We start from the raw sequence: 22894 nt of genomic DNA on the forward strand, positions 1-22894 counted from the left end.
TTCATCCTCTTTCTAACCTTTTCTATCTTCCATTATCCATCTTCCCTCTTCCATTATCCATATTACATCTTTACATAATTTCCCTATCTTCATCACTTAATTTCATATTCTTATTGATGCAACCGAAAAAACAGCTGTCGCTCTTTGATTTATCCATGATTGTGGTGAGTTTGGTTATTGGAATGGGTGTTTTCCGCACACCTGTAAACGTAGCAGCGAAAGCGCAAATTCCCGAATTGTTTTACCTGGCCTGGTTTATCGGTGGTTTTGTGGCTTTTTGTGGGGCATTAACTTATGCCGAAATCGGATCACGTTTTCCGGTAACTGGTGGCTATTACAAAATTTTTTCGGTGGCTTACCATCCTTCCATTGCCTTTGCCATTAACTGCATTGTGATTATTTCAAGCGCGGCATCAGTAGCAGCCATATCAATTATTGGAGCAGAATACCTGAGCAAAATTATTTTACCACAGGCTGCACAAACCGAAACATCAAGGGTAGCCATAGCCATCACCACCATTCTGGTGTTTTACTTAATTAATCTGTTAGGCTTAAAAGCGAGTGCCAAAACACAAAATGTATTAACGGTTATTAAAATCGGAATGATTTTAACGCTTATCTGTGCGGTATTTTTTGGTAACCAGACACAAAGCATTATACCCATTTTTAAAACCGCAACCGGTGCCTTACCAAGCTGGTCTGATTATGGAAAAGCTTTAGGCCTTTGTTTGATTGCCGTTTCTTTTTCTTATGCAGGATATGCACAAACCATCAACTTTGGCGGCGAAGTTAAAGAAGCTAAAAAAGTAATTCCTCGTTCTATTATTATCGGTTTAACCATCATCGTAATTCTTTACCTGGCCATTAATTATGTATACGTAAAGGTAATTGGTTTCGAAGAGTTAAAATCGGCCGAAAGTATAGCAGCAATATTGGCTTCAAAAATATTTGGCCCGGCCGGATTTAATGCACTTTCGGTCATTATTTTTTTCTCGGTAATGGGTTATGTCAATGTAAATCTGTTAAGCAACCCAAGGGCTATGTTTGCCATGGGCGAAGAAGGTGCGCTGCCAAAAATTTTTAGCAGGATGAACAAAAAAACAGAAGTAATTACCATTAGTTTAACCGGTTTCACCTTGATTGCTGTAGTGATTATTTTCTATGCTAAAACCTTCGATAAAATTTTAAACTATACCATTTTTTTAGAAAGCATCAGTATGGCCAGTTCTGCAGCCACCATTTTCATTCTTCGAAAAAGAACTGCGCATCTTGATAAAAAAACCATCTACACTGTGCCATTATATCCTATATTGCCTATTATATTTATTGCAGCTTATACTTTTGTTGCTTTCAGTATTTATGCTGATGATCAAAATGCGGCGCTAAATGGTTTATATATTTTTGCTGGCTTTCTGGCTATTTATTTTGTGAGCAGGTGGTTTAAGAAAAAATAGTTTATTCACGATTCAAACTTCGCAGGTTTTTGAAACCTGCGAAGTTTAGAAAACACCTTTTAAATAATTAATGAACAAAACACTCTCCTTAAAACAAGAAATTGCTTACGCCGCCGGTATGATTGGCTGGAGTACGATGACCAACATCATCATCGTCATGCTTCCCTATTTCTATCTGCCCCCAAGTAACGCTGGCTTACCGCCTTTGGTGCCACAGCTTGTTTTATTAGGTGCATTTAATATCCTTTCTATAATTGCTGCCTCGGGCAGGTTGGTAGATGCCATTTACGATCCTTTCATCGCCTCCAGAAGCGATGCGAGTACCGACAAAAACGGCCGCAGGATGCCTTTTATGAAATGGGCTATTGTGCCAGCCATGCTTTTCTGCGGATTGGTTTTTTACCCCATCCAAAAAACAGAAAGTTTGCATAATGCCTGGTGGCTCATCATTACACTTTGTTTATTCTTTATATCGGTTACCACCTACATTATTCCTTATAATGCTTTACTGGCCGAAGTAACCAATACACCCAGGCAAAAAGTTAAACTATCCAGCTACCAGCAGGTCGGTTTCGTTATCGGCATTATTTTATCTGCCTGCACCAACAACTTTGCCGATCTGGTTGAAGCTAATTTTCATGTAGCCAACCGCAGCGAAGCCATTCAGGCGGCCATATGGGGTTTGTGTATCTTATCCGGATTGGTGATGTTATTACCCATTCTTTTCATTAACGAAAAAGAATTTACCGTTGCCAAGCCCACTCACGTTCCATTATGGCCAGCTATAAAAAGTACGTTTAAAAACAGCAATTTTAAATACTACCTCATATCTGATTTTGCCTTTTATACCGCGTTGAGCATTATATCAAGCGGTTTATTATTTTTCTGTACGGTATTATTAGGCCTGCCAGAATCAGAAGGAGGAAAATTTATGGGCGCCATGGTTATGGCTTCTTTGTTATTTTATCCATTGGTAAATTTTGGTTCTGCTAAAATTGGCAAAAAACCTTTTGTATTGCTTGCCTTTGGTGTATTATGTTTAATCTTCGTTACTATTTTCTTTTTAGGTAAATTGCCATTTGGGCCATATACGCAGATTTACATCCTGGTATTATCAGCCTCTTTTCCATTAGCAGCACTGGGCATTTTACCTACTGCGATTTTGGCCGATATTGCCCAAAAAGACACTTTGAAAACGGGTGAAAACCACGAAGGCATGTTCTTCGCGGTGAAATATCTTTTTGTAAAACTTGGTCAAACCCTGGGAATTGCCATTTTCGCTATGCTCACCATTTATGGTAAAGATCCTGGCAACGATTATGGATTAAGGTTAAATGGCGTGGTAGGTTTTGGGCTTTGTTTAATAGCGCTGTTGGTTTTTAGCAGATTTAAAGAGGAAAAGTAATTTAAGGATCTGAAAAGTTCGAACCTGAAAGCCTTATCAGCAGCACACTGCTATAATATCTATCTTTTTATGGAAAGTAATTGCGGTGCCGTATCGGTTAAAGTAGTGCTGCCCTTTGCTTAATTCCCGTAAGTAAAACATATAAAATAATCGGGGTAATGCTGTCGGTTGCCCACCTGCAACGGGTAGGGATTTATTTAACTAACCTTAGTAACGATATTATAGTCAGCTAAACCTCTACCAAGCAAAATACTTTTTTCAATCGGCAGAGACCGTGAAATGATCTGGAAAAACAAAAGTTGCTGATTATCAAAAAGCCACCCTTACAGCAAAAAGATTAAGACCTAAAATCACGTAAGAATACATCTGCGGAGCAATCTTTTGAGCATCGCTCCACAGGTGTATTCGATTTAAAAATTCGCCTAATATCCAGTATTTTGTTTTAATGTACCCTTACTTCTGTCAATCTGATCCTGTGGTAAAGGAAAATATTCATCCCTGGCTTCAATGGTAATTCCTTTTAAGTAGTTAAAATACCCGCCTTCAAAAGCGAAGTAGCTTTCAAGGGTTTGTTTGACTATTCCCCAACGTACCAAATCAAAAAAACGGTGTCCTTCCAATGCCAATTCTAACCTCCGTTCAAAACGTACCGCATTTCTGGCATAAGTAGCATCTGGAAATGCCAGGTACTGACTAACTTTATATGCAGCTGCCGGTGTTCCATTTATCGTTTGTGGTGTTATTTTAGCGGCACGTGCCCTTACCGCATTTACAAGCGTTAATGCTCTGTTTAAATCGCCATTTTCTACCGCACATTCTGCTGCCATTAAATAAACATCGCTTAAACGAATCAAATTCACATTTAATCCACTTACGTTGGTAGAACCTGGCGCGGTTCCGCTGGTTAACTGAGCAATATCGATGGTATTTTTAACTGCGATAAAGGGCCCTCCATTACTAGAATCACGAATCCAGGTGTCGCCCGCCATTAAACCCCAGTCACGGTATGGAACGCCCCTTCTCCCTATGGTAGATTCAATTCTAGGATCTAAAGGTAAAGTTTTATCTACCACATAATTATCTTTAGCTGAACCGCTCAATCCCAAATCAGATTTATATGGATCGTTGCGATAGCTTCCATCCAACAATGGTAAACCTAAAGCATTCACTTTAAAAGAGTTGGCTAAATCAATAGAAGGTTGAAAGAAGCCACAACAGTTAATTGGCGCATTACCATAGGGAAAATTAAGCATATCGCCAACGTTTCCATTATCTCCGCCTGTACCATCCGTACCCACGGAGTGCTGAACGGACATAATCGTTTCGGGACCATCTTCTTTGGTAATATCGAAATTATCTGAATAAGGCATTGTGGTTAAATCTGCCTTGGCCAAAATTACCGTGTTTAGTAGGTCGTATGCTTCAGTATATTTTTTCTGATATAGATAAACTTTCCCAAGATAAGCTTGTGCAGCATATTTATCTACCCTACCTTTTTGGTTTTTGGGTTTTGTGGTACTCAAATTGGCTACAGCAAATTGAAGATCAGCTATAATATTAGGATAAATATCTTTATCATTTGGAACAAAAGTACCATTACTGGCTTCTGTAACATAAGGTACTGATTTAAATACCCGTACCAAAAAGAAATAATAATGCGCACGCAGTAACCTGGCTTCGCCCTGGATTTCCTTGGCACGGGCATCATTAAATTTAGCAGAACCTCCTCCGGCCTGTAGACTGGCTAAAACTCTGAGCGTACTGTTACAACGCTGTATTCCCTCAAAACACCGGTCCCAAAGATTTGATAAATTATCGTTTGTACTGGTTGGCGAATGTTGTTCAATGGCATTCATTGGAGGCTGATCGCCTGTACTGCTTCCTTTATGCGCATTATCTGAGGCGACTTCACCAAATAACCATTGACTGGGTGCTGCACCGTAATTGCCCCAGGTACCATTCACATTACCGTTTAACAGGCCGTAGGCACCTATTAAAAGCCCCTCAACTCCATCCTGGCTCATTAGCTGTTCTTCTGATAGTTGACCTTGAGGCTGAAGTGTTAAAAATTCCTTCTTGCATGAAAACGTAATACAAACTAAAAAGGAAAGAAGAATATATTTTATATGTTTCATCTTGATATCTTTTAATTAAAATCCAACATTAATACCGATTAAAAATTGACGTGGTGACGGGTAAACCCCTTGATCTACTCCTGGAGCAGTGAAAGTGTCTACAATCTGACTGATTTCTGGATCCAGACCTGTGTATTTTGTAATGGTAAATAAGTTACTTGTACTAACATACACCCGTAATTTACTGATACCAGAATTTTGACCAAAAACTTTAGCCGTTGGAATAGAATAGCCGATTTGTAAATTTTTCAACCTCAAAAAGCTTCCTTTTTGGATGTAATAGCTTGACGAAGCAAACTCCAGATCTGAAGCACCTGCATAAGAAGACGGGATCAGACTTGAGGTATTGGTTGGGCTCCATGCATTAAGTAATCTAACACTTTTCGCACCGTCAAAGGAAGGAAAATCGGTAAAATAACGTGTAGCTTCAAAAATGTCATTTCCCTGAACACCATATAAGAAAGCAGAAATATCGAAGTTTTTATAAGATGCATTTAAGTTTACCCCATAGGTAAAATCAGGATTCGGATTTCCAATTATAGTGCGGTCTTTCGGATCGATTATCCCATCACCATTAATATCCTGATAACGTAATCCACCAACCCTTGCACCTGAATAAGAAGGATTATTCTGAATATCGGCTGCGCTCTGATAAATTCCTGCTGTTTTATATCCAAAAAAAGAGCCAAGAGGTGAACCTTCTTGTAATACACTGGTTTGTAAACTCCTGTAATTACCATATACCTGGTTAAAAATACCAGGTGCCAGCTTTACAATTTTATTATTATTTTTTGAAAAGTTTAAACCAACGTCAAATTTAAAAGGGCTATCTGCATTTCTTCCATAATGATAACCTACATTAAATTCAACCCCTTTATTGCTCATATCACCGATGTTTACGAAAGGCGAACTTCCTAAACCAACTACACTTGATGGTAAAGGCACAGGATAAAGCATATCAGTTGTTTTTTTGTTATACCAATCAACCGATCCATCAACAGCTCCGCCTAGTAGGGTAAAATCAAGACCAATATTTAGAGATTTTACTGCTTCCCATTTGATATCAGGATTTTGATAAGCATTTTGGCGCACACCAGTGGTAAGGCCATTTCCTCCACCAACTGCATAAGCAGCGTTGGCAATAGAGCTTTCGTACCTGTTCATGTAATTATATGGTGGTATCCGCTGGTTACCGGTTTCTCCGTAACCGCCGCGAAGTTTTAAATCGGAAATCCATTTTACACTCTTCATAAATTCCTCTTCAGATACCCGCCATCCGGCACTAACCGCTGGAAAATTACCATATTTGTTAGCTGCTCCAAAGTTAGATGAACCATCCCTACGAATAGTAAAACTAGCCAGGTAGCGATCTTTAAAGGAATAATCAAGTTTACCAAATACGGAGAATAATGATCCTATGGCCCCGGTACTGGAGTTGCTAATGTTTGAAGAACCAGTAGTCAGGTAATAATAATCAGGATTACCCAAGAGAAAAAAATCATTACGGCCTCCATTTAATTGCCTGGATCTCGACCTGATCGCCTCGGTACCAATTAGGGCATTTATCTTGTGTTTTTCATTGAACACTTTACTATAATTTAAGGTATTTGTCCAGGTCCATTCTGTATTATATCCTTGATACTCATTCAAATTGTTTGAATTATTACCTTCAGAAAATTCAAGGTTTGGATAACGCATAGATAAACCATTATAGTTTTCATAACGTATACCAAAATTAGTTTTTAATACCAACCCGGGAATGATATCACCCTCGCCAAAAATGTTACCAAAAAAGAAATTGTTTCTGTTGATATTATCTTTGGCTCTATATAGAAAGGCAAGCGGATTTTCCGCATTACCTAACTGGCTACCACGACTACCGGCAAAGTTTCCGGCAATATCATAAACAGGAATAATGGTAGGGATCCGGTATGCCCAGCCTAGTGCACTTCCCTGATCCTGGTACCCACCTGGGGTGTTGGGATTAACCCCGAATCCGTAACCTTCAGTATAACTATATTGGGCATTCTCTCCAAAACGCACACGTTTATTAAAAGCAGATATCCCGGTATTGGATCTAAAACTATAACGTTTAAAATCGGTATACTTGATTGTTCCTTTTTGATTGAGATATCCGGCACTAACGGCATAAGTTGCATTTTCTCCGCCACCTGAAGCACTAAGCTGATAATTTTGAACAGGTGCAGCCTCCGTAATTTCCCTAAACCAATTGGTACCCTCTTTATTGGCCCTTGTAATTTGGTAAAATAGATTCGGATCACGACTGTAATTATATTTGGAAGGGTCTGCATCTGCCGCGGTAACCTCCTGACCAAGTTTCAAACCTGCCACTAAATATTCGGGTAATATTGGTGTAGAACCTGAACCGTAATTTTTACCGGCAGCAATCGGTTTGCCCGCATTGGTGTATCCGTCAAATACATATTGTGCATATTGCTGAGGATTCATCATTTCAGGAAAGCTGCTTCGCCTTGGTACTTGCGTACCGTAGTAAGAATCAAGTGAAATTTTTGGTGCACCGGATATACCTTTTTTTGTAGTGATAATTACGACACCATTATTTGCCCGCGCCCCATAGATAGAAGCTGAAGATGCATCTTTTAGAACTTGCATACTTTCGATATCATTTTGATTGAGCCAGGATAACTTTCCTTCAAAAGGCACTCCATCAATCACATAAAGCGGGTCGTTATTATTAATGGTACTGTTTCCCCTGATTCTGATTTGTGGTGTGGAACCTGGAGCGCCGTCATTTACGATCTGTACCCCGGTAGCTTTACCTTGAAGTGCCTCTACCGCACTTGCGGCGGGCTGAGCTTTTAGTAAATCCATGCTTACCACTGCAACGGCACCAGTTAAGTCTTTTTTTCTTTGAGCGGAATAACCGGTAACCACTACTTCGGTTAAACTGTTGTTTTCAGCCTGCAGAATAACTGTAATACTGGTTTGTGAGCCTACTGTTACTTCCTTACCCCCATATCCAATAAAGGAAACCACTAATACATCGCCAGGTTTTGCATTTAAAGAGAATGTTCCGTTGGCATCTGTGGTTGTGCCTCCAGTACCATTCTTAATTTTGATTGTAGCACCAACAACCGGTAATTTGTCATCACTCGCGATAACTTTACCAGTGATTTTTGTTTGAGCCATTGCACCAAGTGCAAATAACATTCCCAAACACAAGAGAAGAAACCTCCTCCTGATACAGCATAAATTTTGTTTCATAGGTTTATATTGATTAGTTAAATAATGCGTATTTATACTCGGGTTCGATTTAGCTTGATAAGCCAAACAGCATCAGTTATTTCAATCAGTTTACGATGAAGTATTTATCAAGTTGATTTTGCCTGGTTATGCTAGTTTTAAAAATAAGGCAGTCATGTAAGAAGAATGGATTTCTCCTGTGGGTAAGTAATTTTTTTCTCATAAATAGTTGGTTAGACAGGTTTTTTAGTTGCTTTTATTTACACTTTACATAACATTTTATTCCAACGTTAATCATGTATTAGTGTAAAATATACACTTAAATAAAAATAAATATACATATAAAAATAATTATACTACAAATTATATATCTATAAAATACTAATTAAAAATAATATACCGTAATAATACATATAGGCTGATGCAGAGTAATAATGATTGACATTGGAACATATGTTCATTATACATTTTTTTGTATCTTTGCCGCCGAAGCAGGAATAAGGGCTTGCCATTCTGAATGGCATATTCTCTCCGCAAGTTAGTCCTTCAACAATTTGATTGTTCTAGCTTCTTCGATAAATTATAAAAAACATACATGTTATTCAAAGAATTAAACCTCATTGAGCCTATTTTAAAGGCGCTTGAGACCGAAGGTTATTCACAACCAACCCCCATACAGGAGCAATCCATACCAACCATATTAAAAGGCAAAGATTTATTGGGCTGCGCGCAAACCGGTACCGGAAAAACAGCGGCTTTTGCCATTCCGATGCTGCAGTTACTCCACGAAAAACACATTAATACCAAAGCAACCAAAAATATCAAGGCGTTGGTTTTGACACCAACTCGCGAACTGGCCATTCAGATTGAGGAAAGCTTTAAAGCTTATGGCAAAAATTTGAATCTTCGCCATCTGGTAATTTTTGGTGGCGTAAATCAGTTTTCGCAGGTAGAGGCATTAAAAAAAGGAGTTGATATTTTAGTGGCCACCCCTGGCCGTTTATTAGATTTAATGAACCAGGGTTTCATCAGTTTAAATACCATCGAACTTTTCGTATTAGATGAAGCTGACCGTATGTTGGATATGGGCTTTATTCATGATGTGAAAAGAGTGGTGGCTAAATTACCAGCTAAACGCCAGACTTTATTTTTCTCGGCAACCATGCCAGATGAAATCCAGAAGTTGGCCAACACCATTTTATCTAGTCCGACGAAAGTCGAAGTGACCCCGATTTCTTCCACAGCAGAAACCATCGTTCAGTCGGTTTATTTTGTAGATAAGCCAGATAAAAAGAAATTATTGATCCATCTTCTGGAGGATAAAAATATCCAGACCGCCCTAGTTTTTACGCGTACCAAACATGGCGCAGACCGTATTGTGAAGGATTTAGGTCATGCCGGGATCAAAGCGGCGGCTATCCATGGTAATAAATCGCAAAATGCCAGACAAAGGGCATTGACCGATTTTAAAGATAGAAAAATACGTGTTTTGGTGGCTACCGATATTGCTGCACGCGGTATTGATATTGATCAGTTATCCCATGTGTTCAATTTTGAGTTACCAAATATTCCTGAATCTTACGTACACCGGATTGGTCGTACAGGCCGTGCCGGTGCAAACGGTATTGCCATTTCTTTCTGTGATGCGGAAGAAAATGAATACTTATTGGATATTCAGAAACTAATTAAAATTACGCTTCCGGTTGTAGATGATCATCCGTATCCATTAAGCTGGGAAAATATGTTGGCCAAAAACCAGGTAAAACGTAAACCTCAAGCTCAATCTAAAGGCGGTGGTGGTGCTAAAAAAGGTGGAGACGGCAATATGAGCGGCAAACCGCGCAACGCCAGCAACAACAGGAAATTTGGCGGAAACAGAAGGAAGAGAGACTAGTGAGGCTGAAGGTTGAAAGGTGGAAGGTTTAATTCATCTTTAAACATCAAATACCCGTTTATTTAATTTACTCCGTCACCCTGAATTTATTTCAGGGTCTTTATAGCAGGAAGATGCTGACCACGCAGTAGCTACAAGGTGATTAAAAAATTAAAAAGCGTCCCAACTTGATTGGGAATCTTAATGTAATAAGCTTTAAGATTCCCGCCTGCGCGGGAATGACGATACTTAATTAAAAAACCCGTGTTACGAAACGTAACCCGGGTTTTTGTACTTTTAGCTTAGGCAAGCGCAAGGAAAACCCTCTACCCTATTGCCTTCTGCCTTCCACCTCTCTAAGGACGAATGCAAGGAAAACCCTCTACCCTATACCTTCCGCCTTCCACCTCTAAACAACCACATTAATAATCTTTCCTTTAACGAAAATGATTTTCTTAGGCTCTTTTCCATCTAAAAATTTCTGGAATTGCTCATCAGCCAATAAAATGCGCTCTACTTCTGGTTGCGCTAATGTCAAACTCAAATTCAGGTTCATTTTCATTTTACCGTTGATGGAAACAGGATAAGCAAATTCATCTTCTACCAAATACTCCGGATTAAATGTCGGGAAAGCGGCGTATGACAAAGTTCCTGCTTCATTACCCAATAATACCCAAAGTTCTTCACAAATATGTGGTGCATAAGGTGAAAGAATAATCACCATATCTTTCAAAATCTGGCGGTTTTTACATTTCAGATCCGTTAATTCATTTACCGCAATCATAAAACTTGATACAGAAGTGTTAAATGAGAAACGCTCAATATCGTCCTGCACCTTTTTTATGATTTTGTGCAATGATTTCAGTTCTGCCTTAGTAGGTTCAATATCCGATATGGTGAATTCCCATGCCTCATTGTGGAACAATCTCCAGAATTTACGCAAGAATTTAAATACACCTTCAATACCATTGGTATTCCAGGGTTTACTCTGCTCCAACGGGCCTAAGAACATTTCGTACATGCGCAAAGTATCGGCACCATAACGTTCTATCAAATCATCTGGATTGACCACGTTGAATTTTGATTTCGACATTTTTTCTACTTCAACACCACAAATGTATTTTCCACCTTCTAGAATAAATTGAGCTTCTTCGAATTCTGGTCGCCAAGTTTTCAGCTTACTAACATCTAAAATATCATTCTCGACAATGTTGACATCTACATGTATAGGCACAAAAGTATCCGGATAGATTGTTATTGAAGAAGTCCTTATATCACCTAAAACATCAAATAATGAAGTATTAAATTTATTTAACAAATCCAATTCTTGCTTTTCAAACTCAACGCTTCCATCTCCGTATGTGGAAAAGTTATCTCTATGAAATGAAATTGATTTAAACTTTAAATATTTTTTAAATATTTTTTGGATTTTATCTACAATTTCAAAAGAAATAAAAGTTTTTCTTAAGATTGAATTAGGATCTATATCTCCTGTTGAAGCCGAACTAAAATTACCTACTCTATAAACAAAATTACTTCTTCCCTGAATCATCCCCTGGTTGATCAGTTTTTTGAAAGGCTCTTCTTCTTTGGTGTAACCCAAATCTTTCAAAAATTTGTTCCAGAAACGGCTGTATAACAAGTGGCCGGTTGCATGTTCAGAACCACCAATATACAAATCAACATCTTTCCAGTATTCAACCGCGTCTATTGAGGCAAAATCGTCGTTGTTATTCGCATCCATATAACGGTACCAGTACCAGCTGCTTCCAGCCCAGCCTGGCATGGTGCTTAGCTCATAATGTCCGCCTTCTTTTGGCAACCAGTTTTCGGCCCTGGCCAATGGAGGCTCTCCGCTTTCAGTTGGTAAATATTTATCAATTTCCGGAAGCAACAATGGCAATTCTTCTTCCTTAACTAAATAAGGCAATCCATCTTTAAAATAAACCGGAATTGGCTCACCCCAATAACGCTGGCGACCAAAAATCGCATCGCGCTGACGGAAGTTTACCTTTGCCTTGCCAGCACCCCGTTCTTCTAACCAGTTATTTAAAAAGGCAACTGCCTCTTTGTATTCCATCCCGTTAATAAAACCAGAATTGATATATCTCCCTTCTTTTGTTGGATCTGCCTGTATATCAATATCTTTCTGTGCATCCAAAATCTGTACAATTGGCAAATTAAAGTGTTTAGCAAATAACCAGTCGCGTTGATCGCCACTAGGAACGCCCATCACAGCACCGGTTCCATATCCTGCCAATACATAATCAGCAATCCACAACTGCACGCGTTCGCCACTTACCGGGTTAACTACATATGTACCCGTAAAAGCACCAGATACCGTTTTGGTATCGGCCATACGGTCTAACTCCGATTTCTTTTTCGTTAAAGCAATATACTCCTCAACAGCCTGTTTCTGATCAGGAGTGGTCAATTCGGCAACCCACTCATGTTCCGGAGCCAATACCAGGTATGAAACACCAAAAATGGTATCCACACGGGTGGTGAAAACCTCAATATATTTTCGAGTTTTCGGTTCTGAGTTTTCAGTTTCTTCAACTGCCAACTGCGAATTGTCAACTGCAAACTTTACGGATGCCCCAACACTTTTACCGATCCAGTTGCGTTGCATTTCTTTAATCGGTTCTGGCCAATCGATGGTATCCAAACCTTGCAAAAGGCGATCTGAATAAGCCGTAATCCGCATACTCCACTGCATCATTTTCTTCTGCTCAACCGGGAAACCTCCACGTTCAGAAAAACCGTCTTTCACTTCATCATTCGCCAAAACCGTTCCCAAAGCAGGGCACCAGTTCACCGTACTCTCACGTAGATAGGTCAAACGGTACTTTAGTAATTCAATCTGCTTTTCCTCTTCAGTAAAGGTTGCCCAATCACTAGGCAAAAATACCCTGGTATCTTCATCACAAACCGCCTTTACATCAGTTGTGCCAGAAGCATTGAATTTTTCGATCAGTGTACTAATATCTTCAGCCCTATCGTTTTCGATATTATACCAGGAATTGAACAACTGCATAAAAATCCATTGTGTCCACTTATAGTAAGAAGGTTCACTGGTGCGAACTTCCCTGCTCCAATCGAAAGAAAAACCGATCTGGTCTAGCTGCCTGCGGTACGTTGCAATATTAGCTTCAGTGGTAATGGCTGGATGTTGCCCGGTTTGTATGGCGTATTGCTCTGCTGGTAACCCGAACGAATCGTAGCCCATGGGGTGCAATACGTTAAAGCCTTTAAGGCGTTTATATCTTGAAAAAATATCTGATGCAATGTAGCCCAGCGGGTGACCAACGTGTAAGCCTGCTCCTGAAGGATAAGGAAACATATCTAACACATAATATTTTGGTTTCTCAGAATTGCTTTCGGCTTTAAACGTTTGATGATCTGCCCAAAATTTCTGCCACTTTTGTTCTATTTCTTTGAATTGGTAATCCATTGCAAGTTTTAAATTTCTAAAGCTGCAAAAATACGGAAATTAAGGGGCTTTAAAAAGTGGATTCAGGATAATATTTAGCTAATATAAATGCAGAATTAGAATAAGTTAACACTAAAATCCTGGCCTTTTATGTATAGTCAGAAGTTTCTACTTAACTATTGGAGCAGATAAGTGAAATCTTAATGGTGTTTTGTGTTAGTTGGAAACAACTGACACCACAATAATTGGATACCGAGAATGTAGTTTGTGAATTTCCCCCATCAAAAATGATTTCCCTGTTAGGTCAAATGTTACCATCTGACTTGCTATTAAATTAATCTATATGCTATTCAGTGTCGACTGGTAATAACTGACACCACAGCTAAACGCTGATCTATGTATTGCCTAATCTAACAATTTCAAGCAAACAATCATCGTTTAGCGCCGGCTGGTAACAACCGACGCCATAAAAAAGCGCCATTGATTTCAAAACCAATGGCGCAGTAAATAATTGGGATTAAATTCTTATCTTGATAAGGAATATATTTTAGTTACGTTTGTTTTATCAATTTTGGCTGTAAACTCTAATTTGTTCTCCGTAATACTATTTACCATACAATAATTCAGTCCATCGTTAATATCCATGCTAAACTGATCGGAATATATGATCACATAGGTGCCAATTGTCCTGTTTCCTGATAAACTCAATTCTACTTGGTCATCATTGTTTGGCTTGAAGTCAATATAGTCACTTGTGGTACCATAGTTCACCGTTCCATTTATCTTTTTTGGATCTTTCAATGTTTCTTCAGGGGTGTAGCCAGAAGTTACAATTTTATTTAGTGTCCATTTCCCTAACATTCGAGCTTTTAAAGAAGTAGTATCTTTTTTGCAAGAAATCAAATTAGAGGCGATAAGTAAAAATAGGCTCAGAATGGTAATTTGTCTTTTCATAGTTAAATTTAGTTTTCAGATATTCATAATTAACGCCATTTATGCAAATTTCGTACCGCCTTTAAAAAAAGAATCAGATTTTGCTGAAGAATTAAATCTCTAAACTAAAAGCCAATTGCTTACGTTAGTATTCATTTAGCAATCATTAATTGGTGTTTATCAGGTATAATTTATATTTTCGCAGAAACAAAAATGAAATACATGGAAGAATTCGAAGTAAGTGATGCATCTAAGAAAACCAAAACCGTTTATATTTCTACCATCATCAGTATTGCATTGGTTTTATTAATGCTGGGGCTACTTGGTTTAGTACTTGTACATGCCAAAAACCTATCTAACTACGTTAAAGAAAACATTGTTTTAAACATTATTGTTGATGAAGGCGCCAAAGAAGCTGATGTGTTGGCTTTCCAGAAGGAACTGAATGCCAATCCCGCGGTAAAGCAAACCCAGTATGTAAATAAGGAACTTGCGGCCAGAAATTTAACACAGGATTTAGGTGAAGATTTTGTTAATTTCCTAGGATACAATCCACTAACCTCTACCTTTGACGTGTATTTAAAAGCAGAATATGCAAACAATAAAAGCATAGATGCGTTAAAAACAAGTATTTCTAAAAACCCTGTAGTTAAAGAAGTAGTTTATCAAAGTTCTTTAATTGATATGGTAAACAAAAATATCAATACCATTGGTTTAATTATTTTAGCTTTCGCAGTATTGTTGTTAATTATTTCTATAGCATTGATTAACAACACCATAAGATTGGCAATCTACTCACAGCGTTTTTTAATTAAAAGTATGCAGCTGGTTGGTGCAACAAAAAATTTTATCCGACGTCCTTTCTTACTGTACGCTGCCTTACATGGCTTAATAGCTGCATTTATAGCCATTATCATATTATTGGCCACTTTAATTTATGCGCGCAAAGAAGTGCCTGAAATTATTATTTTAAATAACTACCAGGAATTTGGCTTTGTGTTTATAGGCCTTTTAATAGTGGGAATTTTTATAACAGGCATTAGTACATGGTTTGCAGTAAGCAGGTATTTACGTTTAAAATCTTATCATCTTTATAGATAATGGCAGAAAAAAAAACAGGTCCGGTTTTAAAGGACGTTAAAAACGAATTGGTTTTCACCAAAAAAAACTATCAGTTATTGTTAATCAGCATTGCCATTGTAGCAGTTGGTTTTATCCTGATGATGGGCACCACTGGTGATATTTACGATTTCAGAAGAACTTTATTGGCGCCATTGGTGGTATTAGCTGGTTTTGCTTTTGGTATTTATGCCATCTTAAAAAAATAAATGTTTTGTATCCAGTAAAGTGTGCTTTAACTTTATAATATGACAACAACAAATTTGCAGATTGAAATTAATTCGTTTCCACTAAACCTTAGGCAGGAGGTTGCAGATTTTGTTGAATTCTTAAAAACAAAACATAAGAGTAAGCCAAAATTAAAATCACGTGAATTTGGGTACGCAAAAGGCAAGATCAAATTATCAGATGATTTCGACGAGCCTCTAGAAATATTTTGTTAATAATATTTATGGCCTATTTATTAGATACTCATAACATTTTTATGGTTTGTGGCAGTGATGACCAATTGTCGCTTTCAATCAAAAAAAGTTATCTGATATCGGTACATCTTGCTTTTTGAGCAAGATTACTAAACCTTGAATTTATTACTAATGCCCCCTTTTGATCGGACTATTGTATCTCAAGATATTTCAGAGAATTAGGATTGATTTCACGAGACGAAAAATTTAAAAACTATAAAATAAAATTACAGTGGGAATAACCCATTAACTAAACAATATGAATTCGTTTGAAGCTATTGTCCTTGCCATTGTTGAAGGATTAACTGAATTTTTACCTGTATCAAGCACTGGCCACATGATCATCGCATCGTCGCTTATGGGTATTGCATCAGAACCATTTGTAAAACTGTTTACCATTGTGATCCAACTCGGCGCGATACTTTCGGTTGTTGTACTGTATTTTAAAAGATTCTTTAAATCGATAAATTTCTATATTAAATTGCTCGTGGCCTTTATTCCGGCAGCGGTATTTGGTTTGTTATTGAGCAAAAAAATCGACGAGTTACTGGAAAGCCCTATGGCCGTGGGTATTTCTTTATTGGTTGGCGGTATAATTTTATTATTTGTAGATAAATGGTTTAATAAACCAACTATTAATGAAGAGGAAGAAATAAGCTATTTAACGGCACTTAAAATAGGCTTTTTTCAGTGTATTGCCATGTTACCGGGGGTATCGCGTTCGGGAGCAACCATTGTCGGTGGTATGAGTCAGAAATTAAGCAGAAAAGTAGCTGCAGAATTTTCGTTTTTCCTGGCTGTGCCTACTATGTTTGCTGCAACCGCAAAAAAACTGTACGACTTTTATAAAGAAGGGCATACCATTACGCATGATCAAACCAATATGCTCATTATTGGAAACGTTGTTGCATTTATTGTGGCACTTTTGGCCATCAAAAGTTTTATTGGATACCTGAACAAACATGGTTTCAAAGTTTTTGGATGGTATAGGATTGCAGCAGGTTTAATCATTATCATCCTGTTATTAAGTGGACACAATTTACAGATCATATAATTCACGTAAATATTTTAATCACAGTTAAAAGGGCGGCATACACACAACAATCATCCTTGTTTATCTGTGTATATCTGTGGTTAAAAAAACTTAGGCAAACCACATTGAATCCGTATCTTTGCGCAAAAAAGATTTGTGAGTACCGAAAATCCTAAATTCAAAGATTTCAATTTTGCTGAAGGCGAATTGCTTTTAATTAATAAACCGTACAAATGGACATCATTTGACGTGGTGGGCAAAATCCGTAATTCTTTAAAACCGCTAAAATTAAAGGTTGGCCATGCCGGCACTTTAGATCCACTTGCTACAGGTCTGTTGATTATCTGTACAGGTAAGCTGACCAAACAGATCGATACTTTTCAGGCTGAAGAGAAAGAATATACAGGTACCATGATTTTAGGGGCTACTACCCCATCATTTGATATGGAAACCGAGGTTGATGAAACATTCGATATCAGTAACATCACCGAAGAAGGTATTTATGCAGCCTGCAAACCATTTATTGGAGATATAGAACAATATCCACCTGCCCACTCTGCTGTAAAGGTAAATGGCGAACGTTTATATGTAAAAGCCAGATTGGGGGAAGAAGTTGAATTACGAAAACGTTTTGTAAGTGTGCCAGAATTTGAAATTACCAAAATCGAACTTCCAGAAATCGATTTCAGGATTGTTTGCAGCAAAGGCACGTATATCCGTTCATTGATATCCGATTTTGGTAAAACTTTAAATAGCGGTGCTTATCTTTCTAAACTAATCCGCACCCGAAGTGGAAACTTTATGCTTAAAGATGCGTTTGAGGTATTAGAACTTGTTGATTATATTCGTAGCAAGAAAGAACAAGCTAAAACCGAAGCAACAGTATGAACCACATCAAAAACAGGAACACCAGGTTTGTAAAAGAAATTCTTTTAATTATTGCAGGTGTAACTTCGGCATGTTTTGGCTTAAAAAGCTTTTTAATGCCCAGTCATTTTATCGATGGTGGCGTTACCGGTATCTCACTTTTGATCAGCACCTTAACTGGGTGGAATTTATCATACCTTATAGCTATTATCAACATTCCATTTGTGATTTTAGGTTACAGGCAGATTGGTAAAGGCTTCGCATTTAAGACAGCTATTGCAATTGCGACACTTTCACTGGCACTAATTATCTTACCTTTCCAACCCATTACACACGATAAATTACTGATTGCATTTTTTGGCGGTTTGTTTCTAGGTGGTGGGATTGGCCTGGCTATGCGTGGTGGCTGTGTAATTGATGGTACAGAGGTTTTAGCACTTTATATCAGCAAAAACAGCATTTTAACTGTTGGCAATATCATCCTGATTTTGAATATCATTATTTTTGCCTTTGCTGCTTATTTCTTAAACATTGAAACGGCGCTATACGCCATTTTAACCTATTTATCAGCTTCAAGCACAATCGATTTTATCGTTAATGGCTTAGAGCAATATACCGGGGTTACCGTGATCTCGGAGCATCAGGAAGCCATTAAGGCATTTATCATTAACGATATGAAACGAGGTGTTACCATTTATAAAGGCGAAGGTGGCTATGGTGAAAAAAAAGATATCGATATTATCTTTACCGTTGTGACCAAATTGGAAATGAGCAAATTACAAACGGCGATCAGGCAGATTGATTCGGATGCCTTTGTGATACAACAACAGATTGCCGATTTAAAAGGCGGGGTGGTTAAACGCCATGCTTTACATTAATAATAAAATTTGGGTGTGCTTCTAAGCTGTGAGCAGGTTCGGGATTTACGCTTTCATCGTTTACAAAAAACCCACAAAATAAATTTTACCATTGAAGATATACCACAACCTTTCGGAATTTAAAAAGTTAGATAATGCAATTGTTACCATTGGTACTTTTGATGGTGTGCATTTCGGGCACCAAAAAATCATTAAACAACTGGTACAAAAAGCAAAGACAGATCACGGAGAAAGTGTAATATTAACTTTTTTCCCACACCCCAGAATGATTATTGATCCTGAAAACCAGGATCTGAAAATGATTAATACCATCAATGAAAAAGCAGAAATTTTAAAGGGTTTAGGCGTAGATCACTTAATTATTACTCCTTTCACCCGCGATTTCTCCAATCAGTTACCGGAAGATTATATTAAAAATATCCTAGTTGACAATATTGGCACCAAACATATTATTATTGGCTATGATCACCGTTTTGGTAAAGACCGCTCTGGCAATTTAAGCGTTTTAAAAGCTGCCGGCACACATTTCGGTTTTACCGTTGAAGAAATAATGGAACAGGATATCCACGATGTGGCAGTAAGTTCAACCAAGATCCGCCAGGCACTTCTGGCCGGCGATGTGGGGCTGGCAAACGATTACCTGGGCTACCCTTTCTCTATTTTTGGCAGGGTAATTAAAGGCGATAAAATAGGCAGAACGATTGGCTTCCCAACAGCAAATATCTTTGTGGAGGAAACTTACAAACTGATCCCAGGCGATGGCATTTATGCAGTTACGGTTGAAATGGAGTCCGAAGTTCTGGCCCATCATCCCTCAACTCTCAACCCTAAAACCTCAACCCTGAACCTTAAACCTTATCAAGGTATGGCTTACATCGGGCAAAGACCAACCATTAACGGGATGACCAGAAATATTGAGGTTAATATTTTTGATTTTAACCAGGAAATTTATGGACAGGATATTAAAATGAATTTCTTAAAATTTCTTCGTCACGATGTAAAATTTACCGGATTAGAGGCTTTAACTGTTCAGTTAAAAAAAGATAAGGAAGCTACTTTAGCTTACTTTGGCGGGTAGTTAGTTTTCAGCTTATCCTAAGGTCGTCATCTCGACTGAAACGCAGTGGAATACCCGCCTGTGCGGACAGGCCTGCCCATACAGGCTGGGAGAGATCTATTTAAATAGATTTCTCGACTTCGTTGCACTCCGCTCGAAAGGACGATAACTTGAGAGCATATGATTTTACAAAATTCAATTTTGGTAATCCAATTCAAAAGTCAGTTTTACCTAATTTTCCTTTCAAAAAAGCCTTATTTTAGCTATATTAGCGGCAATGAGGCTATTTTACATCATTTTATTTCTATCCCTTTCCATAAATTTTGCAGGTGCCGCATCGCAAAAAAACAGAAATGAGGTGCAATTAAAATACACAAAAATAAGTTCTGTTACAAACAAAAAGATCATCAAGCAACACTTCGGTTTTAATCAGGATAACGAAAGCCTACAAAAAGATTTTATTAATATTTCCTCTGTAAAAATATCTTTCAGTGCTTTTGTCCTGATCACTTTTTTGCTATTTCTGCTTCTTAAGAACAAAACCAACCATACCAAAGTTATAATCAAAAGATTAAAGTATAATTATTGGTGCTTGTTTAAGATGCTCTATCCAAAACACGTTTTTTGGTAAATCAATCCATTATACGGCTGCCAGCGTCCATCAATATATGCCATTGCTTCAGCCGAGTTTAAAATTTTTAGTTTTTAATATTTTAAAAATCAAATGATTCATTTACCAGATTTAATTGCCGATTTAGGATTAATACTCGCCGCTGCAGGTATAACAACATTATTATTTAAAAAAATTAAACAGCCACTCGTACTAGGCTATATATTGGCTGGCTTAATGGTTGGTCCGCATTTCAGTTTTCTGCCAACAGTAACCGACCAGAAAAGTATAACCATTTGGGCTGAAATAGGTGTCATATTTCTTTTATTCAGTTTAGGTTTAGAATTTAGTTTTAAAAAGCTGGTCAAAGTTGGCGGTTCTTCTTCAATTACTGCCATTGTTGAAGTGCTGTTTATGCTTTTAATTGGCTATGCAGCTGGTTCGCTTATGGGCTGGAATACAATGGACAGCATCTTCCTTGGCGGAATCTTATCAGTATCTTCCACAACAATTATTATCCGGGCTTTTGAGGAACTTGGCGTGAAACATAAGAAATTCGCTGGATTGGTTTTCGGCGTGCTGATTGTAGAAGATTTAGTAGCCATTTTATTATTGGTACTGCTTTCTACATTAGCGGTAAGTCAGCAATTTGCCGGCTCGGAAATGCTCATTTCTATATTAAAGCTTGCCTTTTTTCTTGTATTATGGTTTTTAGCAGGCATTTTTCTTATTCCAACTTTCCTAAAAGCTACGCGAAAATTGATGAATGATGAAACCATGTTGGTGGTTTCTTTAGCGCTATGCCTGGTTATGGTATTGTTGGCGGTAAAAGTTGGTTTTTCTCCCGCACTTGGCGCATTTATTATGGGGTCGATCTTAGCTGAAACGACCCAGGCTGAAAAAATAGAGCACCTGACAAAATCTGTTAAAGATTTGTTTGCCGCGGTTTTCTTTGTTTCTGTGGGTATGTTAATTGATCCCAAAGTTTTGGTTGATTACGCTTTTCCGATTGTTGTCGTTACCATCGCTACAATCGTTGGTAAGTTGATCAGTAGCTCTTTAGGGGCATTATTATCTGGCCAGCCTTTAAAAACCTCTGTACAGGCAGGGATGAGCCTTGCACAAATCGGCGAATTTTCATTCATCATAGCCACACTGGGTTTAACACTTAAGGTTACCAGCGAATTTCTTTATCCGATTGCTGTAGCTGCTTCGGCCATTACAACCTTTACAACCCCCTATTTAATTAAGTCTTCAGAAGGTTTTTATAACTTTTTAAACCGGATTTTACCACAAAAATGGTTGGATGGAATTCAGAGATACAGTTCCAGTACAGCCGGCATTACCACATTAAGCGACTGGAAGATCTTGCTACGTTCTTATATTTTTAATACCATTATCCACTCTGTAATTATTATTGCCATCATTTTTCTTACTTCAAGGTTTTTACAGCCATTTATGGTAAAAAACATTACCAATGGACTGCCTTCCATCTTAATCAGTGTTGCACTTTCCTTTATTTTGATGTCTCCATTTCTATGGGCGCTTTCTATCCGCCGGATTCAGAAAACCGCTTACTCACACCTATGGTTAAATAAAAAATATACGCGCGGTCCACTGATTGCTATTGAGTTTTTTAGGATTGCGCTAGGCATATTCTTTGTCGGATTTTTGATGTATGAGTTTTTCGATACCTGGGTCGCAGCCTTGATTGCTTTGTCTTTAATTGTGCTTGGAATGGTTATTTTTTCCAGAAAACTGCAGTCGTTTTATGATAAACTAGAACGCCGGTTTATCCGGAATTTAAATGCCAGGGAAAATCAGAAACCAGATATTTTACCTTGGGATACCCATCTAACCGAGCTTAAGGTATCACCAGAATCAGAAGTTGTTGGAAAAACGCTTACTGAATTGATGATCAGGGAAAAATACGGGGTGAATATTGCCTTAATTGAACGTGGTAGAAATAATATCCCAACACCGGGTAGAGATGAGCGGCTTTATCCACATGATAAACTGTTATTAATCGGTGCGGATGACCAGCTTGCAGCTGTTAAATCACTTTTGGAAGTTAACGCCCCGGAAACAGCCGAAGAAAGTAATTTCCCGGATAAAGAAATGACCTTGCAAAAAGTTGTGGTTCATACCGAATCGCCTGTTTATGGCCTAAGTATCAGAAATGCGGGGATCCGCGAAAAAGCACAGGCTTTAATTGTGGGTATAGAACGAGGTGCCGACCGCATCTTAAACCCCTCATCAGATTTTGTGTTCGATAAGGGTGACGTAATCTGGATTGTAGGCAATAATAAGAAGATCAAGGAGGTTATATAGTGGTGATTGTCATTGCGAGAAGGCTTTTTCAGCCGACAGCCTGTCCCGACTTTTCGGGGAAGCAATCTTACAACGCTCGC

At 38.1% G+C, this 22894-nt stretch carries 15 protein-coding genes; 11 read left to right on the forward strand and 4 right to left on the reverse strand.

Going from position 1 to position 22894, the window contains the following annotated elements; translation table 11 throughout:
* The first annotated feature begins 116 nt into the window (after nucleotides 1-116).
* Nucleotides 117-1454: an APC family permease gene (locus tag PGN18_RS06350; protein ID WP_335318573.1), complete on the forward strand. Its 1338-nt coding sequence runs from the start codon at nucleotides 117-119 to the stop codon at nucleotides 1452-1454.
* Nucleotides 1455-1524: 70 nt separating this feature from the next.
* A complete protein-coding gene (locus PGN18_RS06355) occupies nucleotides 1525-2859 on the forward strand; it encodes an MFS transporter (protein ID WP_335318574.1) in 1335 nt (444 codons plus the stop codon).
* Between the two features lie 422 nt (nucleotides 2860-3281).
* On the opposite strand, the gene PGN18_RS06360 is transcribed toward PGN18_RS06355, so the two are convergent.
* Complete coding sequence (locus PGN18_RS06360; RefSeq protein WP_335318575.1) at nucleotides 3282-4994, reverse strand: RagB/SusD family nutrient uptake outer membrane protein; 1713 nt, start codon at nucleotides 4992-4994, stop codon at nucleotides 3282-3284.
* 15 nt (nucleotides 4995-5009) lie between these two features.
* Entirely contained in the window at nucleotides 5010-8240 is a 3231-nt protein-coding gene (locus tag PGN18_RS06365; protein ID WP_335318576.1) for a SusC/RagA family TonB-linked outer membrane protein, read from the reverse strand.
* 574 nt (nucleotides 8241-8814) lie between these two features.
* On the opposite strand from PGN18_RS06365, the gene PGN18_RS06370 reads away from it, so the two are divergent.
* Entirely contained in the window at nucleotides 8815-10113 is a 1299-nt protein-coding gene (locus PGN18_RS06370) for a DEAD/DEAH box helicase (protein ID WP_335318577.1), read from the forward strand.
* Between the two features lie 388 nt (nucleotides 10114-10501).
* Here the strand turns inward: PGN18_RS06370 and PGN18_RS06375 are convergent, their stop codons facing one another.
* Nucleotides 10502-13546: a leucine--tRNA ligase gene (locus PGN18_RS06375; RefSeq protein ID WP_335318578.1), complete on the reverse strand. Its 3045-nt coding sequence runs from the start codon at nucleotides 13544-13546 to the stop codon at nucleotides 10502-10504.
* A gap of 504 nt (nucleotides 13547-14050) precedes the next feature.
* Entirely contained in the window at nucleotides 14051-14386 is a 336-nt protein-coding gene (locus tag PGN18_RS06380) for a hypothetical protein (RefSeq protein ID WP_335318580.1), read from the reverse strand.
* Nucleotides 14387-14680: 294 nt separating this feature from the next.
* Between PGN18_RS06380 and PGN18_RS06385 the strand changes: the two genes are divergently transcribed.
* The 8 genes from PGN18_RS06385 (at nucleotide 14681) to PGN18_RS06415 (ending at nucleotide 22814) form a co-directional block, all read left to right on the forward strand.
* Complete coding sequence (locus PGN18_RS06385; protein ID WP_335318581.1) at nucleotides 14681-15559, forward strand: cell division protein FtsX; 879 nt, start codon at nucleotides 14681-14683, stop codon at nucleotides 15557-15559.
* Entirely contained in the window at nucleotides 15559-15786 is a 228-nt protein-coding gene (locus tag PGN18_RS06390) for a DUF3098 domain-containing protein (RefSeq protein ID WP_335318582.1), read from the forward strand. The genes PGN18_RS06385 and PGN18_RS06390 overlap by 1 nt, the downstream gene beginning before the upstream one ends.
* A gap of 39 nt (nucleotides 15787-15825) precedes the next feature.
* Nucleotides 15826-16020, forward strand: coding sequence for a type II toxin-antitoxin system VapB family antitoxin (vapB, locus tag PGN18_RS22350; protein ID WP_442955339.1), 195 nt, complete (start codon nucleotides 15826-15828; stop codon nucleotides 16018-16020).
* 277 nt (nucleotides 16021-16297) lie between these two features.
* Complete coding sequence (locus tag PGN18_RS06395) at nucleotides 16298-17092, forward strand: undecaprenyl-diphosphate phosphatase (RefSeq protein ID WP_335318583.1); 795 nt, start codon at nucleotides 16298-16300, stop codon at nucleotides 17090-17092.
* Nucleotides 17093-17227: 135 nt separating this feature from the next.
* Nucleotides 17228-17959 (forward strand): tRNA pseudouridine(55) synthase TruB, encoded by a 732-nt coding sequence (truB, locus tag PGN18_RS06400; RefSeq protein WP_335318585.1) that lies wholly within the window; start codon nucleotides 17228-17230, stop codon nucleotides 17957-17959.
* On the forward strand, nucleotides 17956-18816 hold the full coding sequence (locus PGN18_RS06405; protein WP_335318586.1) for a YitT family protein: 861 nt from the start codon (nucleotides 17956-17958) through the stop codon (nucleotides 18814-18816). The genes truB and PGN18_RS06405 overlap by 4 nt, the downstream gene beginning before the upstream one ends.
* 91 nt (nucleotides 18817-18907) lie before the next feature.
* The gene (locus tag PGN18_RS06410) at nucleotides 18908-19894 is read left to right on the forward strand and encodes a bifunctional riboflavin kinase/FAD synthetase (RefSeq protein WP_335318588.1); all 987 of its coding nucleotides are present in this window, start codon (nucleotides 18908-18910) and stop codon (nucleotides 19892-19894) included.
* A 703-nt stretch (nucleotides 19895-20597) separates the two neighbouring features.
* Complete coding sequence (locus tag PGN18_RS06415; RefSeq protein ID WP_335318589.1) at nucleotides 20598-22814, forward strand: cation:proton antiporter domain-containing protein; 2217 nt, start codon at nucleotides 20598-20600, stop codon at nucleotides 22812-22814.
* Nucleotides 22815-22894 lie beyond the last annotated feature (80 nt).

It is taken from the genome of Pedobacter terrae (genome assembly GCF_036946585.1).
Classification (GTDB): Bacteria; Bacteroidota; Bacteroidia; order Sphingobacteriales; family Sphingobacteriaceae; genus Pedobacter; species Pedobacter terrae_C.